The sequence below is a fragment of the Rubripirellula amarantea genome, assembly GCF_007859865.1.
Classification (GTDB): domain Bacteria; phylum Planctomycetota; class Planctomycetia; order Pirellulales; family Pirellulaceae; genus Rubripirellula; species Rubripirellula amarantea.
The window spans coordinates 1,551,193-1,567,463 of record NZ_SJPI01000002.1; the positions used below are offsets into that span (position 1 = coordinate 1,551,193).

Consider the following 16,271-nt stretch of genomic DNA (forward strand, 5'->3'; position numbering starts at 1 on the left):
GGAAGGGTGATCAATGATTGAACGTAAACTCGGTGCTCGTCAAAACACTCCACGCAACGTCCTGCATCGCAGTTTTTCGGTCGTCGCCATACTCAGCGATTATGGACAACATATTCTCAAGTTCATTGTCCGTTGGCTTTCGAACCAACGCACGCTCGAACAACGCTTCGATGATTTCGATGTCGCTCTTGCCCTCTTTGATCGCTCGATTGACGAAATTGTCTTCGTCGGCCAGCTTCGGATTAATCGTTTCTCCGTTGGACATGTGAAGCACCTGAACCATGCTCGGTTCTTGACTGCGTTCACATTCGCAAACAATTTCACGAGGGTTTCGGCCAAATGTTTTCAAGAAGTACGAATCCACCGCGGCATCATAAAGCTCGATCGCGCGTGTGCCTTTTTCATAGAAATCCGTGTCTTGATAATCGGCCCCCGGAAATGCAAGTCGCGTGAAGTCGGTACTTGTACCAAGCACTTGATCGATCGAATCCAGCAACACTTCCGCCATCATCCGCCGCGGGTAATAGCGGCTCATGTATTTCTCTTCGGAACGGTTCATCGCCAACGGCACGCTGCTTCGGGCGTAGGTCTCGCTTCGCATGATCGCACGCATCAATTGCTTCAGATCAAACTTGGCATCAATAAGATGCTCGGCCGCTGCCGCCAACAATGGCTCATTGGAAGCGGGATTGCTGTGGCGCAGATCATCGACCTGTTCCACCAACCCACGCCCAAAAAAATTGGCCCAGATTCGGTTTGTAATCGACCTTGCGAAGTAAGGATTCTCTGGACTTGTCATCCATTGAGCGAGCGGTTCGCGGCGATCGTTCGGGTCATCGATCGCCAGCGACGGTGCATCGAGCGGGGCCGGAGGTTGCGGCTTTCCATTCTTAGGCTGAATCAAATCACCGTCGGTAACCACGTACAATGTCCGTAAGCCATCGCCATTTCGCCCATCGCCACCCCAGCCCTTAGCGCGAACTCGGGCGAACAGGTTTGCCATGGCGTAGTATTGATCATTCGTCCATTTTTCGAGCGGGTGGTTGTGGCATTTTGCACAACCAATCGAAAGCCCCATGAAGGCTTGGCACGCACTCTCGGTCATCTCTTCAGGTGACTGATTAAGAGCGTAAAAGTTTGTTGCCCCATTTTCGTCGCTTCTGCCCTTTGCCGTTAAGACCTCACGCACCAACTGGTCCCACGGCATGTTGTCACGCACACGCTGATGAACCCATTGGTAGTACGTCTTGACCGCGATCGGACGAAGCCGGGTTCCGTTGATGACAAGCATGTCGCTCCACTTGTAAGCCCAATAGTCGACGTAGTCCTCGCTCGACAACAGGTGCTCAATCAACCAGTCTCGTCGTGTGGATTCAGGTTGATCCCGGTACTGTTCGATTTCTTCGGCGCGTGGCAATCGGCCGATACAGTCGATCGTTGCTCGACGCAGAAATTCATCGTCGCTGCAGGTTGGCGAAGGTGGCAATTTCAAGGTCGCTAGCTGTTGCAGATTCAATTCATCAATGAAATTCTTCCGCGGCGCTTCATCAAATTCATCGGTGCTGATGTCGTTCTGGTAAGGAACCGTCATACGAGCGAGTGCAACTTTACTGCCGAACCACACCAACACGGCACTTTCACCACTTCCGCGTACGGTAACCTTTCCGTCCGCTTCGACACTTGCAACCGCCTCATCAGTTGCCGAGAACTGAGACCAGTGCGTGACATCGACGACACGCCCATCGTCATAATGGGCACTGACAAGAACTTGCGAATGTTCTTCGGGAGCAAGCAAGGCTAGCTCCGGCATCACACTAATATGTTCGAGCGTGGCATCCTCATCGCTGGGAGCCTTCGCACCGGACGCGATCCACTGAGCCAACACTTCATAGTCACGCGAATTGACATCAAGCTTTAAACCGCCTTTGTGTGGCAGGGCACCCGTTGGCTTGGCTAATAACAAGCTTTGACCCGGATCGCCCATTTCAATACGACGACCACGAGCCTGCAACGCAATTGCCGCGTAATCAGAATCGCTGTCGTAACCACGCAGCGATAATCGGAATCCGCCTTTCCCCGCCAACGCGCCGTGGCATGCTCCCATGTTGCACCCCTGCTTAGCGAGAACGCTTTGCACGTCATTTCGAAAACTCCACTCGTGCGATTCCCCGGCGCCGACGACCGAAACTGTTGCGGTCGCTCGCGATCCATCGTCCGCTGAGACGGTGATGGTCGCTTCGCCATTACCGACGGCAAACACGACGCCGCCGCTCACCTTGGCAACCGATGCGTCAGTGGATTCAATCTGCAAATCTGCTAGATCGACCGTTGCCGAGGCGTATCCGTCACGAGTAGTCACCACGCTGATTCGTTGCTGGCCCTCGGGACCATGCAGAGTGACTGCCTCGGGATACACTCGCAACTCGACCGCGAAAGCGTGAACTGCAAACGCATTCAACGCGAGCAAGCCAAACAGTGAAAGAGTGAATCGCATGAGCATTAATCGTAGGGAAGGGAAATTCATAAAGAGAGGCACAGGATCTAACCGCAGCATCACGCAAACAGCTCCCTGATTTCTCGCACACCAAAGTCGACCAACGGGAACGGACGTCCGCCGGGGCCCGGCAATTCGGCGTGCAGATCCAAGCCCATGCTTTTGAAAATCGTCGCGATGATCTCGCCAGGGTTGGTCGGTCGGTCGGCTGGAACGGCGCCAATCGGGTCACTGGCACCAATCGCTCGTCCGCCCTGCACACCGCCGCCGGCAAACGTGCAGGTAAAGACGTTGGGCCAATGATCGCGACCACCGGCCGGATTCACTTTGGGAGTTCGGCCGAACTCAGCCAATCCGCAAACCATCGTGTCCGCCAACATGCCCCGTTGGTCCAAGTCCGAAATCAATGCTGAATATCCTTGGTCGTACATAGGCGCGACGATATTCTTCATCCCATCGATTGTCGTGAACGGCTTACTACCGTGGATGTCCCAAGTGATCTCGCCAAAAACCGTGAGAAAAGTATTCACGGTCACAAATCTAACGCCGGCTTCGATCAGTCGCCGAGACAACAAACAACACTGTCCGAAACGATTCATTCCATAGCGCTCGCGAACCTGAATTGGTTCATTGGATAGGTCAAACGCTTCTCGTGCTTGCGGACTATTCATCAGTCGATAAGCAGCCTCAAAATTCTTATCAAGCATCTTGGCGGACTCCGTTGCCTCCATCGCAGCCATATGATCCTCGATCGTTGCCCGCATACGACGACGTCGGTCGATGCGTACATCGCCCAGCGTTGAAGGCGGCAACAAATCAGGAACCTTAAAGTTTTCAACGCTCGGGTCAGCCATCAATGCGAAAGGGTCGTAAGCCTTTCCAAGAAACCCACCCGCCTGACCATTGGGCAAGTTGCCACCGCCACGCCCCATTGTCTCGGGCAGAACCACATGAGCGGGCAAGTCACTTCGTCGGCCGCGCAAGTACTGAACCACCGCTCCTGCGTGAGGATAGTTCACGCCACCGGTGAACTGGCGGCCCGTTTGCATCATTTGCCAGCCCGCATCGTGCACTGCCGCCGCGTTGTGGTAGCACGACCGCACAATGGAAAACTTATCTGCCACTTCCGCGTGCATCGGCAAAATTTCAGATACTTGGAAGTCGCCCTTTGACGAGATCGGCTTGAACGGACCGCGCACTTCCGCTGGTGCGTTGGGCTTCATGTCGAACGTATCTAACTGGCTCGGTGCACCGAGATTGAAAATCATGATGCACGATCGCTTGTCGTGCTTTGGATCGACCGCACCTTGCTCGGCCGCGGCTAACCACTGCGGCAAACCAAGCCCGATGCCGCCAAGCGTTCCCACCTGAAGAAAATCGCGGCGAGTAGATCCGTTGCAGGTGTGCGCCTTACCGCGCGAAGTCAAATTCAGCATGAATCACCGAGATGTAATGGTGCGGAAGAAGTGATAGGCAGGGCATTCGGGTCCAGAGTCTTCCCCAATGAACCACTTATTCTACTTCACCGCCGTACTAGGGGATTGGAACGATCGCGCAATGTTTTGTATAAATCGCGCATGCAACGAAAATTCCAATGCCTGCGAAGCCAGCTCTTCAATTCTCTCGGGGACGCCACCGAGTTGCTGCGTCTGTTCGATTTTCTGCCTGGCGTTTATCTGTATGTCAAAGACAGGCAAGGACGCTTTGTAGGCATGAATGCCCAATGGGTCGAAATGCGAGGAGCTCAATCGCAAGACGAGCTCATTGGTAAGACAGACGCTGATTTGCATCCGCTCTATTGGGCTCGCCAATATCAGGAAGAAGATCGCCGGGTGATGGAGTCCGCAATTGAATTGCCCAATCAGGTATGGCTTGTTCCAGCAGGCGACGGCAAGCTCAGCACCTTTGTTAGCAGCAAGATCCCGATTCACGGACGAAAACGAGATGTGATCGGCATCGCGGGCGTGATGTACCAGTCCCATCCTTCGCCAACGGACAACGCGAGCACTAATCCGACCGAGATCGCTACGGATATCATTGCCGCTCGTTTTCGCGGTCCATTGGAAATCAAGCAAATTGCCGCTGAGGTGAACCTAAGTGTCAGTCAACTCAACCGGCGTTTCCGGGATTCTTACCAGATCTCTCCGTCGGAATATCTGCAGCGTGTCCGCATTCACGAAGCGAGCCGTTTATTGGCAGATTCAGACCTTTCAATCGGCGTAGTGGCGTTGGATTGCGGCTTCTACGACCAAGCGCACCTGAGTCGAAGCTTTAAGAAACGCTTTGGAATGACGCCACGAGAGTTTCGCATCGAGTCGCAAGAATCTTAATTACTATGGCACACTGAAGTACCGACATCGCCAAGCGTACGCTGAGTACTAGGCGGTGTCTTGGTGAGCTGGAATACGGTCGAGTGATCGGTTCCTCATAGAGGCAATTCACGCTAAATTCAGACTCTTCTCGATCGCAGTTTGCGCTTACACAGGATCAACGACGTGCCCCATTTTGATGTATTCAACGGAGATGCCGATGGCATCTGTGCGCTTCACCAGTTGCGATTGGCGAATCCGATGGACAGCACATTGATCACGGGAGTGAAACGTGACATCGACCTCGTACGCCGGGTTCCCGCAAAGGAAAACACAACCGTCACTGTCTTGGATGTCTCCCTCGATAAGAACCGCGATGCCTTATTGAAACTGATCGAATCGGGCGCCTCGATCGAGTACTTCGATCATCACTTTGCGGGCGACGTTCCCGACTCAAATTCTCTGATTACTCACATCGACACCGCGGGTGATGTTTGCACTGGATTGTTGGTGAACGATCATCTCAACGACGCGTTCCTGCCTTGGGCGGTGACAGCGCTCTTCGGCGATAACCTGCACGAGAAAGCTAAATCGGTTGCCAGTCCTCTGAACCTGGACAGCGGTCAACTAAACCAGCTCGAAACGCTCGGCACACTGCTGAACTACAACGGCTACGGCAGCTCACTGGAAGACTTGTTCTTCGCACCCGACCAGTTGTATTTGAAGATAAAACCGTACGCTGACCCGTTCGAGTTCATTGCTTCGGACGACACCTTTGCGACCCTTGCCGAGGGATTCGAAAGCGACATGAGTCGTGCGCGTTCGATTGCTCCGGTGCTTGAAACATCAACTTGCGCAGCGTTCTCGTTCCCTGATGATCCCTTCGCACGCCGTGTCAGCGGAGTTTACAGTAACGAGTTGGCTCGCAATTATCCCGACCGAGCTCACGCACTGGCGAGCCTTTTGCCTTCGGGCGATTTCATGATTAGCGTCCGAGCTCCTCTTTCAACCAAGACGGGAGCCGACGATTTGTGTCGTCAATTCCCGACCGGTGGAGGACGCAAGGCGGCGGCAGGAGTCAACGCCCTTCCGGCGTCAATGTTCGATGAGTTCTTGGCCGCAATGGAAAAGCAGTTCAGCTAAACGTCGCGACAGCCGCAACGCATCTCGCCTTAACAGCTCGGTTGAACCTTACGTTTTCGCCGCCACAGCCAACCGACCAAACCAGCACCCGCCAAAACAATCGTTGCTGATGGTTCGGGGACCGCTGTGATTGTCACTCGATTGATCGCGTAACCATCCGCCGCAACAACGGTATCGATTTGATCAAGGTAGCCGGTCAACAACGAAGAAAAACTGAGGTAGTTGGAACTATTGTTCGCTGACTCTCCTTCGGGAACAACGATTCCAAAATGTGCTCCAATGAGTGCCAAATCATCTCCCGATCGAATCAATGCTTGATAGCCTGAATCGCCGGGACGAAGGGACGCTTCGTCTAAAAGCACGGGATTGGTGCCACCGTTTATATCGGTGTCGTGATCATAGACAATGGCTTCGGTCGGCTTTCGTCCACTATTGAGCGTAACGATTGTTCCCCCATCGACTTTGTTTCGCCCTGCCTGATCATCAATTCCAACCACGAAAATGTTTCGATTCTTTAGCAGATCCACATCCGCATCAAGAATCGCCATGGGTGTGATCATGGAAGATTCCGGAATCGCCATTGGAAGTCTGTAAATCCGAACGTCACTTTTCGCCGTGACCTCCATCATTAGATCCGAGTCATAGTACGTCGTTGTCAGGTCAACGAAGTCGCTGGTTGTAAAGCTATGAATCGTACCGTTTAAACCTCGAAACTGCCCAGTAAAGGTGGGATCGGAAACCGGCAAGTCATGAGCAGCAGTAATAAAATGAAAAGGCGTTATCAAGGCGGCCGTGCCACCGAGTCCAGTGATAGCCGCTTCGTCCAAAATAAAATCCTCGTTTGGTGAACCGTTAGCGAGGTAACGTTCATGACGAACCGGATCGAAATCGGCAAATAAGGCTGCAATACTATTGCCGGCCAGAGAGCAACTTACAGCCCAAACAGCAAGGATTGTGAACAAGCGGTGTGTGATCCGAAAACGAGCCACCGAAAGTGCGTTCATAGATGCAGCTCAAATGTGAAGAGAGTGTTCCAACCCGCACATTCTACTCTATCCACGGTAGCGCCAATCCTGGTTCCGATGACACTCTGGACTTTCGGTCGACTATCATAGCCATCCTTCGACGCGGTTTTCGGGGGTCTAGTTTTCCGTTACCGCTCGACCTGCCTTCCCCCACCCCACCTGAATTAGGAACCTACGTAATGCTGCGAAAGCTGACTTTCCCTGTCCTATTGACTCTGTTTGCTCTAGGAATGGACTCCTCCGCCCAGGCTGAACTTAAGATGTCACCGGTCTTCGGTGACTCCATGGTTCTTCAGCGTGATCAACCCGTTCGCGTGTGGGGTTGGACCACGGCGGGGCACGAAGTGACGGTTGCAATTGCTGGACACGAAGCAACCGCAACCGCCGATGAAGAGGGCCGCTTTGAAGTGCTGCTGGATGCCTTGCCTGCTGGCGGGCCTCATGAGATGACGATTGCCGCTGATGAGTCTCGGACCTTTACCGACGTCCTGGTTGGTGAAGTCTGGGTTTGTTCAGGACAATCCAATATGCAGTGGTCGCTTGGACAATCTAACGACGCAGATCTTGAAGCATTGACCGCGAAGTATCCGAACCTGCGTTTGATCACCGTTCCTACCATCGCAGCCCAAACGCCTAAGAACGATTTCAACGGCTCGTGGAAAGCATGCACGCCGAAAACCGTTAAGGACTTTTCCGGTGTCGGATACCTGTTCGGCCGGCAACTGCACGAGACTCTTGATGTCCCGGTTGGATTGATCGACAACGCCTGGGGCGGTTCAGCCGCGGAAGCATGGGTACCGCAGGACGTTCTCGCTGCCGATGGAAAGTACGAAGATCTACTGAAGCGTTGGCAACGCACAATCGAGAATTACAACTACGAGGAAGAAGTCGCTAAGTGGAACGAACGCGTTGCAAAGTGGGAAGCAGACGGTAAGCAGGGACCGAAACCGCGTAAGCCGAACGATCAACTGCAAGGGAATCACCGTCCTGGCAATCTTTACAATGGCGTTTTGCATCCCATCATCGGGTACACCATCCGCGGGACCATTTGGTACCAAGGCGAATCCAACGCTGGTCGCGCCTATCAGTATCGCGACCTGTTTCCTTTGATGATTGAGACATGGCGAAAAGATTGGCGTCAGGGCGACTTCTCGTTCTACTGGGTGCAACTTGCTGATTTCATGAATGAGCGAACCGAACCAAGTGATAGCGCGTGGGCTGAACTGCGTGAAGCGCAAACGATGACAATGTCGAAGTTGCCCAACACCGGTGAAGCGGTGATCATCAACTTAGGCGAAGCTTCCGACATTCACCCCAAAAACAAGCAAGATGTTGCCAAGCGACTGGCAAGGTGGGCGCTCGCCAAAGACTACGGCTACACCGACTTGGCATACCACAGTCCCACTTACGCATCGCATGAAGTGCAAGGTGACAAGATTGTTGTGACCTTTGACCACGTCGGTGGCGGTCTGGATACATTCGACGTCAACGAACTTCGTGGCTTCACGATCGCCGGCGACGACAAAGCTTTTGTCAACGCGAATGCCAAAATTCTAGGCAAGGACAAAGTTCAGGTTCGGGCGGAATCCGTCACGAACCCAGTATCGGTTCGCTACGGCTGGGCAGACAACCCGATCACGAATGTGCAAAGCAAAGAAGGGTTACCGGTAACACCTTTTCGCACTGACGATTGGGAAGGCGTGACCGCTAATAACCGGTAGCCGATAGCCGATAGCCGATAGCCGATAGCCGAAGCAATCAAGCTGATTGTTGAATGCAGTGACCATGCGGTTTCACGCCGCATGAGTCACTTGGGGTTGGTCATTCTGGGGAGTGTGCGATTGGGCAATTTGTAGCACGTGGACTCGTCACGCGACCGTCGGATTCTCTTGCAAACTACTTGCCTAGCGTCGTCGATAACGATTGGACGACTCCGGTCCGATGTCCTCTCCTTTCCACTTGACCTCCCAGGAAGCTATATGCCCTTTTTGCGCGGTAACCTTGGTTTTGAACGATTCAGTGTCGCTGGTTTTGACTCGCAAATCTTCACAGACGAACATATCGAGATCTTTCGCGGCAACGCTGCCGGTCGCAACGAAAGCTCCTCAACCGAAAACGTCCATGTCGGTTTTCTTGGCGGTGATCACTTATTCGATCAAGAATTCGACTTGCACAAAAATGTGATCAATGACGCAACCCACTTCTCGGTGCGAATTGACACCAATCAAATCCCCGCAGCGATTCGCACCGCTTGGTTGCAGATGGAATTGGCTGGATACGCAAAGGACTCTCCTTCAGGCGTTGCCACCAAGAGCCAGCGCAAAGAAGCGAAAGAAGCTGTTGAACAACGCTGTGAAGTCGAGGCCGCTTCGGGAAAATTCAGACGAATGCAACAGTTCCCCATGCTTTGGGATTTTGCCAATGGACAACTCTATTTCGGCGGCAGCGTCGGTACCGCAAGTGCCTTTGGGATCGATCTTTTTGAACGCACGTTCGAAGTAGAACTTCGACGAGTGGGTGCGGGATTGATCGCTCAAGAATGGGCAATTGAAAACGAGTGCTTCGGCGAACTCGATGACCTCGTGCCAGCACGATTTGTTGCTACTCACGAGCATCATTCACTACCTTGGGCGAACGAGCATACCCAATTGCCCGACTTCTTGGGCAACGAGTTCCTGCTTTGGCTTTGGTGGATGACCGAAAACGATCACGACACGATCACGCTCGCCGACGATTCAGATGTGGCAGTGATTCTGACCAAGACATTGGCGTTGGAATGCCCCGGTGGCGAGTCAGGCAAGGAAACCATCTCGGCTGAATTCCCGACACAATTGCCCGAGGCTATGCGCGCCCTTCAAAGCGGTAAGTTGCCTCGCAAGACTGGCATGCAGATCGTCAGCGACGGGCGAACGTTCGACCTAGTGCTTCAAGCAGAAACGTTTGCCATCAGTGCTGCGAAAATTCATCTCGACGAAGAAGAAGAATTCAGTGATGACGATCGCATCGACGCGATTCGCTTGTTGAGTGACACCGTCGACATGATGTACCACGCCTTCCTTGCTCGTCGCATCAACAAGGACTGGGATAAAGAAATCAAGCAGATCGAAAAGTGGCTCAAGAGACCTGAGTCGACGCAGATCAAAGCGGCTGCCTGATCCCAATCGTATAGCCATAGAAAAAGCAAATGCACGTCCGTTCGCATTTGCTTGTTAGGTCGTTTAACGCTCAGCCAATCCATAACGAGCGTTTTCGGTTTCAATAAATACTCGCAGCGGAGATCTCCTTCTGTGGGTGTGCTGAAGTCAGAAGAACGGTTTTGCTAGACGATACGCTCGTAGCGACCGCGGTGGTCGTTTCCGCATGGATAAAGACTGGCTGCACCCAAACGAGAACTTCACCTTCGGCTAATGCGGGTGGCGAAATCAAACTGGCGCAACAGGGTGCTGGCTCCGGCTCGCAGACTGGTTCGGGTTCGGGCTCACAACAAACCGGTTCAGGTTCACATATCGGTTCCGGTTCACAACAAACGGGTTCCGGCTCGGGAGCAGGCTCACAGCAGACCGGCTCGGGCTCGCAGCATACTGGTTCCGGCTCACAACATACTGGTTCGGGCTCACAGCAGATCGGTTCTGGCTCTGGCTCACAGCACTCCGGCTCTGGCTCGCAACACGCTTTCTTGCAGCAGAATAGTTTCTTTAGGAACCCACCGGCGTCCGCGGATTCGATCGTTGCCCCTGAGAACACGCCGAATACTAATCCGGCGATTGTTAGTCTTTGAATGAACTTCATACCCAGTCTTCCTTCTTTTGTCAGTCGTGATGCAGAGTACGTCTCAACGTCTTTGATTGGAGCTTTGGCAGCGAGCCAACGGTTCGCAATATCGACCACCTCCCCATGTCAAATCGCGGACATTGCAACGATAGTGCCAATCACAACGACTAGAGAATCTTGAGAACTTGGACGGCGGAGAAAACTCCACTGCCGGAAAATAGTGAACCTCTGGCGTCACTTCTCCAACAAAGCCTTTGACTTATTCACTGCAAACTGACTCGCGACCATTGTCGAGATGCCCACGAAGTTGGCGAACGTGCCCATAAACTTCGCAATCAAACACACCAGCGACGGTGTCACTTAGTTCACGTAACGCTGGATCCCGATGCGATCAAAGCTTGGTGGGACTGTTGCGGTTTTTCCACAGATACAAGATCCGCAACTTCATTGGCGGATGGATGCCATCGCTACTTAGCGATTCGGGTATTCGGAACAGCGACTTCTTCGGTGACTCGGCAATCATCTGAACCAGACGTTCCACTTGATCAAGATGCAGTGGCGAGTGTTCGTGATCCTGCCAAACAGTTTCCCAATCCATTCGGTCAATTTGGTTAACTGCTTTTGCTCTTGCTTGCAGTTCTTCCTTCAAGTCCTCGTCGTCTCGGTCACTTTCCCACATGTACTTGATGAAGCCCGAGATCGACGCCTGCTGATTGGCCTTTGCCTTCCTCCGCAATTCAAGTCGTATTGAGTCGTACAGTTCAGGTTCGGGTGTGTGACCGTACGGTGTCGCTTTTTCAATCGCCTGAGAAATCTCTTGCGGTGTCAGCAACTCGTTATCTGCGTTGACAGCCATCAATTCCAATTCGATTAGGAATCGTGTCTCGGAATCGAGACCAACCTTTAACAAACCACTGATTGATGCTTCGATACCATTGACCTGAGCTCCGAAGTCATCGCATAAATACTCGATGGCTTGGCCGTGACGCACACGATCCAGGCTGCTGATGTACCAAAAGAATCCGCTGACGCCCGACATCACGATGAATCCCAAGAACCCATCGAGCTGGATGATTTGCACCGCATACACGCCGACCAAGGCGCCCAGCACGAGGGTCAATAAACGAAACCGATCGCCCGCGACATTGAACTTGTAATAGTGCCCGAGTTCATGCCCCATGATCGCTTGCACTTCTTCTCCCTGCAATTTGTGCAGCACTTGGCGATTGAGGTAGATACCGTTGAGCCCGCCAAAGAGCCGCCCTAGACGCAGTGCTCCCGCATTAAGCGATTTGTCGTTGGTGATGTAGACCGGCAAATGGTCATCGGGCAACTGTAACCGTTTGAGAACGTTCTGATACAACGACCTTAGACTGTGTTTGTCCAAATCGCCAAAACGAGTCGACTCTTTGACGTCTTCAAGCCGCTTCTTGTGCTTACCCCAAATCTGCGCCAATTCCATCATGAAAGGCCCTAAGATGACCAGACAGGCGGTCACTGAAACGATGGGCGCGAACACGACTTGTTGCCATGAGATTAACGCAATCAGTGCAGCAATCGCGGCCAAGCGGATGACGATCCACAACCACGTGTATTGATTGGCCTGCTGCAATTGATTGAGCAAGTCCTCTCGATCCGGTACCCCTTTGAAGTCGACGGCAGTATCGCGGTTCACTAGAACGCCGCCTGCAATACTGTACTTAAGAACCCGCCAGAGGGTTTACCGCGAGTTTGGTAGTAGACATCGCCGGGGCCAGTGTAGCGATTAATCAACCCTTCGCCCGACAGCAATGAATCCTTAATCGAATCGGTTGCTTTAACGAGCTGATAGGTCACCGTGTCGGCGAAGGCGACGACGAAACGGTTGTCAACGAATAGAACTTCATTAGCTTCGAGTCGGCGATGCTCGATCGCTCCGAAGGTTTGACAAAACACGAAACCGTCGCCCGACTCTCCTCGACCGGTCGCGTGCATCAGGAACAAGCCTTTGCGGCTCATCAGTCCTTTGACGCCACCGTACTTCACATGCACATCGGTAGGACCAATATTGGCCAAATAGGAACCGTGCGTGAGATAGTACCCTGAGCTAGCCGAAACATCCAAAGCCACGATGTCGCCGTAGCTCTCGGGAGCCAATACCAACGATTGCATGTCAGCCTTGGCGGAGAACTCAGCCGTGAAAAAACTTTCTCCTCCAAGCCAGCTCTTAAATCCGCCAAGGATCGAGTGACGATTCTTTCGTTGTCCGTTAGACGTTTGATTGGCTGACTCTTGTCGACCCGCATGCGCTGAGATCCCAACCTTGGCGGTCATCGACAGCATGCTGTTAGGCTGAGCAACAACGAAGTCACCCGCAGAGAGCGAGAACTCCAGCGTCGAAAACGCAGGTGCGTGACAAACACGAAATTCCATAACAATTCGATCAGCGCGCTGAACGCTCTCGTTTCAGGAGCTCAAACAAACAGAGGAAGCGATGAGACTCGGACGTTCGTTAAAAGTCCGAATCAACTTCCGTGCCTGTTGCATACTTGTTTCGAAGCAAATATCCAACCAGCGATATGACACCAAGAATGCCTAGGAAAATGAACAGAGCGACCATTCGAGATACGCCTAGAAGATCCGAAATCCCCGTGATGCAAATATCGTAGATCACAATTCGAATGAACCAACTGACCATCCGGCCAATTCCACCGCCGCGCCGACCGAGTAACTTCATCGAGTTCATGTGCATCACACCTCAGGGACAATTTCGTCAAAAGAACCATTCATCTTTTAAAAAACAGAAGCCAGAGCATAAGCGATTCGCCACCGCATTGGATATAGGAACACATCACTGGCACGTCCCAGGTTACCCGTAAACAGCTCACGAAATCCCGATAATAGGGACAAATTCGCTCCGCATGCTCAACCGCCCACGTTGATTCGCCTCAGCAAATCAAGCATCTTCTTGCTAAACGGCGTCAGACGTGTTCGGTTGAACTGGTCACCCAACTTGCGAATTGCTTCGGCCTGGGTCGGATAAGGATGAATCGCGGCACCAATCTTCCCTAGCCCCAATCCGTTAACCATCGCCACCGTGATCTCAGAAATCATGTCACCTGCGTTCTCGGCCACGATTGTCGCGCCGACAATGGTGTCCGTGCCTTTCTTGGTGTGCACCTTGACGAACCCATCGTCTTGGCCCTCCAAGATTGCACGATCGACATCGGCAAAGTGCTGCACGTAGGTGTCAATTTCAAGCCCCTCTTTCTTTGCTTCGTCTTCGTAGTAACCAACGTGTGCGACTTCGGGCGACGTGTAGGTGGCCCAGGGAATCACCAAGTCGCTCGACTTCTTTTTCCCAAATGGGCCAAGTGCGAACAAGGCGTTTTGGATCACGATGCGAGCCTGGAAGTCGGCGGCATGAGTGAACTTGTACTTCGAACAAATATCACCGGCAGCAAAGATTCGCGCGTTCGATGTTTGCAAGTTGTCGTTCACGTCAATGCCTTTGTCATCGTACTTCACGTTGACGGCTTCTAAATTGAGGCCTTCGACATTGGGAGCTCTTCCGACGGCGATTAACAACTGGTCGACGATCGTTTCGTTGGGAACGCCGTTCTGACTTACCGAAACGCGGATCGCACCGTGGTCAGCCGGGCCGACCTTCATATCTTCGCTGTACAAGATCATGTGAATACCGTCGCGTTGAAAATGCTTTTGAACAATCGCGGCAGCCTCGGGATCTTCACGCGGAAGTATTTGACTCCCGCGCTGATATAAGAAAACATCGCTGCCCAACCGAGCAAACGCTTGAGCCATCTCGCTGCCGATCGGCCCCGCCCCGACGATGCCAAACCGCTTGGGGAGCTCCGTCAACGAAAACAAATTCTCGTTCGTCAGGTACGACACTGAATCCAACCCCGGTATCATCGGTGCCGAAGCTCGCGCACCCGATGCGATCACTGCTTTCTTGAACTGGACCTGACTTTTCGTACCATCGTTTCGACTTACTGTGATCGTTTCATCGTTGTCGAACGATCCCCGTCCGAAAAACACGTCGATCCCAAGTTCCGAAAATCGCTTCGCCGAATCATTGGGGCTGATCTTTGCGCGAAGTCGTCGCATTCGCTGCATCGCAGCACCAAAATCTAGCTCAACACCATCGGGAACGCGGACACCAAATGACGAGGCATCGCGAACGGTCGCAGCAACACGAGAGGCGCGGATGATCCCTTTCGAAGGCACGCAACCGACGTTCAGGCAATCCCCACCCATCAACTCACGTTCGATCAACGCGACGCGTGCTCCGAGTCCCGCGGCTCCGGCGGCCGCGACAAGGCCAGCGGTGCCAGCGCCGATTACCACCAAATGATACGGGGCTTTGGGCGTGGGATTGACCCACTGGGGTGGATGAACGTTCGCTTCGAGTTCGCGGTTGTATTCGTCGTGAGGTTGCAATTGAATTAGGACAGAAGCGGACATGATGTGTTGACTTTCGGTGTGAGACTTGTCTGAAGTGGTGATGATGGGTGAAACGTCTTCGTCCGATGACTCAGACCTTAGGCGTCCCGTCAGTGTCAAGAATCGCCGATGAACCTCCACGATTAAAGAACTTCATCATGTATCGAACCGCGAGCGGAAAGACACCTAGCAACACGAAAGCGACAACGATTTGTGTGAGTTGACTTGACGTGAAAGCTGCACCGACACCTTTCTCGGCAAGCGTCTGCAAATCGGGCACACTCGAACCGGCATAGACGTAAACAATCGTCGCAGCCAGCATTCCTAATTGACTGACCCACCAAAAGGTGATTGTTCGGATCGGCGTTAGGCCCATCACCGCATTGATGATAAAGAAGGGAACAGCGGGGATTAGCCGTAACGTGAACAGGAAGAATGCCCCTTCCCGTTCAAGTGCAGCATTGAAGCTTTCCAGCCTTTCCCCAAATCGCTTTTGAATCGCGTCTCGAAACAGAAAACGGCTAAGCAAGAACGCCATCGTCGCGCCCGCAGTCGAAGCGAAACTGACCAACACCACTCCGCGAAACAGGCCAAAGTACCAGCCATACACTAAGGTTAAAATGGCGGCCCCCGGCAACGACAAACCGGTGACGACCACATAGACCAAAAACGCCGCACCATAAACTAGCACAGGGTTCTCAGCCTGGAATTCACGCAATCGCCCCTCTTGCTTGGCAAGGTTTTCCAAACTCAGAAGATCGCCGTACTGCGTGTACGCGACCAAAACAACGGCAGCGACCACCAAGAAGACGGCAACCTTCACTAGCGTGTTTGACTTGGAGACTACACCATCGGCCGGCTTGCTGTCTGGTTGATCGTTTTCGCGTGATGATTCTAGATTGGGCGTCATAACTTTCCTTTTACCGCAGATGACGTGCCATTCCTGGGATCCGCCAAATGTTGACGTTTCCGAGAAACTTTTTGTCAGTCGTGCCCCACCAATGCGGTAACGGTTTCCAAGGCTTTTGTATGGCGAACTTAAATGAGCGATCGAAACGCTTCACCTCGGCGGACCATGCTACCCGA

General features: G+C 52.9%; 12 protein-coding genes. 4 read left to right on the forward strand and 8 right to left on the reverse strand.

Annotated features, from left to right (window positions below):
• Window positions 1-10: 10 nt before the first annotated feature.
• Together Pla22_RS19245 and Pla22_RS19250 are read right to left on the reverse strand one after the other, a co-directional pair.
• Entirely contained in the window at window positions 11-2,500 is a 2,490-nt protein-coding gene (locus Pla22_RS19245) for a DUF1553 domain-containing protein (RefSeq protein WP_146516355.1), read from the reverse strand.
• A 53-nt stretch (window positions 2,501-2,553) separates the two neighbouring features.
• Window positions 2,554-3,930 carry a DUF1501 domain-containing protein gene (locus Pla22_RS19250; protein ID WP_146516356.1) on the reverse strand — a complete coding sequence of 459 codons (1,377 nt, stop codon included), beginning with the start codon at window positions 3,928-3,930 and terminating at the stop codon, window positions 2,554-2,556.
• A 141-nt stretch (window positions 3,931-4,071) separates the two neighbouring features.
• On the opposite strand from Pla22_RS19250, the gene Pla22_RS19255 reads away from it, so the two are divergent.
• Together Pla22_RS19255 and Pla22_RS19260 are read left to right on the forward strand one after the other, a co-directional pair.
• Entirely contained in the window at window positions 4,072-4,824 is a 753-nt protein-coding gene (locus Pla22_RS19255; protein WP_146516357.1) for a helix-turn-helix domain-containing protein, read from the forward strand.
• 165 nt (window positions 4,825-4,989) lie between these two features.
• Complete coding sequence (locus tag Pla22_RS19260; protein WP_146516358.1) at window positions 4,990-5,946, forward strand: acetyltransferase; 957 nt, start codon at window positions 4,990-4,992, stop codon at window positions 5,944-5,946.
• A 29-nt stretch (window positions 5,947-5,975) separates the two neighbouring features.
• Here the strand turns inward: Pla22_RS19260 and Pla22_RS19265 are convergent, their stop codons facing one another.
• Window positions 5,976-6,950, reverse strand: coding sequence for a PEP-CTERM sorting domain-containing protein (locus Pla22_RS19265; RefSeq protein ID WP_146516359.1), 975 nt, complete (start codon window positions 6,948-6,950; stop codon window positions 5,976-5,978).
• A gap of 200 nt (window positions 6,951-7,150) precedes the next feature.
• Between Pla22_RS19265 and Pla22_RS19270 the strand changes: the two genes are divergently transcribed.
• Window positions 7,151-8,692: a sialate O-acetylesterase gene (locus Pla22_RS19270; RefSeq protein WP_242632163.1), complete on the forward strand. Its 1,542-nt coding sequence runs from the start codon at window positions 7,151-7,153 to the stop codon at window positions 8,690-8,692.
• 258 nt (window positions 8,693-8,950) lie between these two features.
• Window positions 8,951-10,126: a hypothetical protein gene (locus tag Pla22_RS19275; RefSeq protein ID WP_146516361.1), complete on the forward strand. Its 1,176-nt coding sequence runs from the start codon at window positions 8,951-8,953 to the stop codon at window positions 10,124-10,126.
• Window positions 10,127-11,133: 1,007 nt separating this feature from the next.
• On the opposite strand, the gene Pla22_RS19285 is transcribed toward Pla22_RS19275, so the two are convergent.
• From Pla22_RS19285 to Pla22_RS19305, 5 genes are all read right to left on the reverse strand, one after another.
• Window positions 11,134-12,417, reverse strand: a complete 1,284-nt coding sequence (locus Pla22_RS19285) for a M48 family metallopeptidase (protein ID WP_146516362.1) — start codon at window positions 12,415-12,417, stop codon at window positions 11,134-11,136.
• Window positions 12,417-13,154 (reverse strand): TIGR00266 family protein, encoded by a 738-nt coding sequence (locus Pla22_RS19290; protein ID WP_146516363.1) that lies wholly within the window; start codon window positions 13,152-13,154, stop codon window positions 12,417-12,419. Before Pla22_RS19290 ends, Pla22_RS19285 begins: the two co-directional genes overlap by 1 nt.
• Before the next feature lie 79 nt (window positions 13,155-13,233).
• Window positions 13,234-13,467 carry a hypothetical protein gene (locus Pla22_RS19295; protein ID WP_242632164.1) on the reverse strand — a complete coding sequence of 78 codons (234 nt, stop codon included), beginning with the start codon at window positions 13,465-13,467 and terminating at the stop codon, window positions 13,234-13,236.
• 179 nt (window positions 13,468-13,646) lie between these two features.
• Window positions 13,647-15,206, reverse strand: a complete 1,560-nt coding sequence (locus Pla22_RS19300) for a mercuric reductase (protein WP_146516365.1) — start codon at window positions 15,204-15,206, stop codon at window positions 13,647-13,649.
• 70 nt (window positions 15,207-15,276) lie between these two features.
• Entirely contained in the window at window positions 15,277-16,095 is an 819-nt protein-coding gene (locus Pla22_RS19305; protein WP_146516366.1) for a TVP38/TMEM64 family protein, read from the reverse strand.
• Between the last annotated feature and the right edge of the window lie 176 nt (window positions 16,096-16,271).

Coding starts and splice junctions, on each gene's coding strand:
- Pla22_RS19245 (WP_146516355.1), bottom strand. CDS start 2,500: ATGCTCATGCGATTCACTCTTTCACTGTTTGGCTTGCTCGCGTTGAAT.
- Pla22_RS19250 (WP_146516356.1), bottom strand. CDS start 3,930: ATGCTGAATTTGACTTCGCGCGGTAAGGCGCACACCTGCAACGGATCT.
- Pla22_RS19255 (WP_146516357.1), top strand. CDS start 4,072: ATGCAACGAAAATTCCAATGCCTGCGAAGCCAGCTCTTCAATTCTCTC.
- Pla22_RS19265 (WP_146516359.1), bottom strand. CDS start 6,950: ATGAACGCACTTTCGGTGGCTCGTTTTCGGATCACACACCGCTTGTTC.
- Pla22_RS19270 (WP_242632163.1), top strand. CDS start 7,151: ATGCTGCGAAAGCTGACTTTCCCTGTCCTATTGACTCTGTTTGCTCTA.
- Pla22_RS19275 (WP_146516361.1), top strand. CDS start 8,951: ATGCCCTTTTTGCGCGGTAACCTTGGTTTTGAACGATTCAGTGTCGCT.
- Pla22_RS19290 (WP_146516363.1), bottom strand. CDS start 13,154: ATGGAATTTCGTGTTTGTCACGCACCTGCGTTTTCGACGCTGGAGTTC.
- Pla22_RS19295 (WP_242632164.1), bottom strand. CDS start 13,467: ATGAACTCGATGAAGTTACTCGGTCGGCGCGGCGGTGGAATTGGCCGG.
- Pla22_RS19300 (WP_146516365.1), bottom strand. CDS start 15,206: ATGTCCGCTTCTGTCCTAATTCAATTGCAACCTCACGACGAATACAAC.
- Pla22_RS19305 (WP_146516366.1), bottom strand. CDS start 16,095: ATGACGCCCAATCTAGAATCATCACGCGAAAACGATCAACCAGACAGC.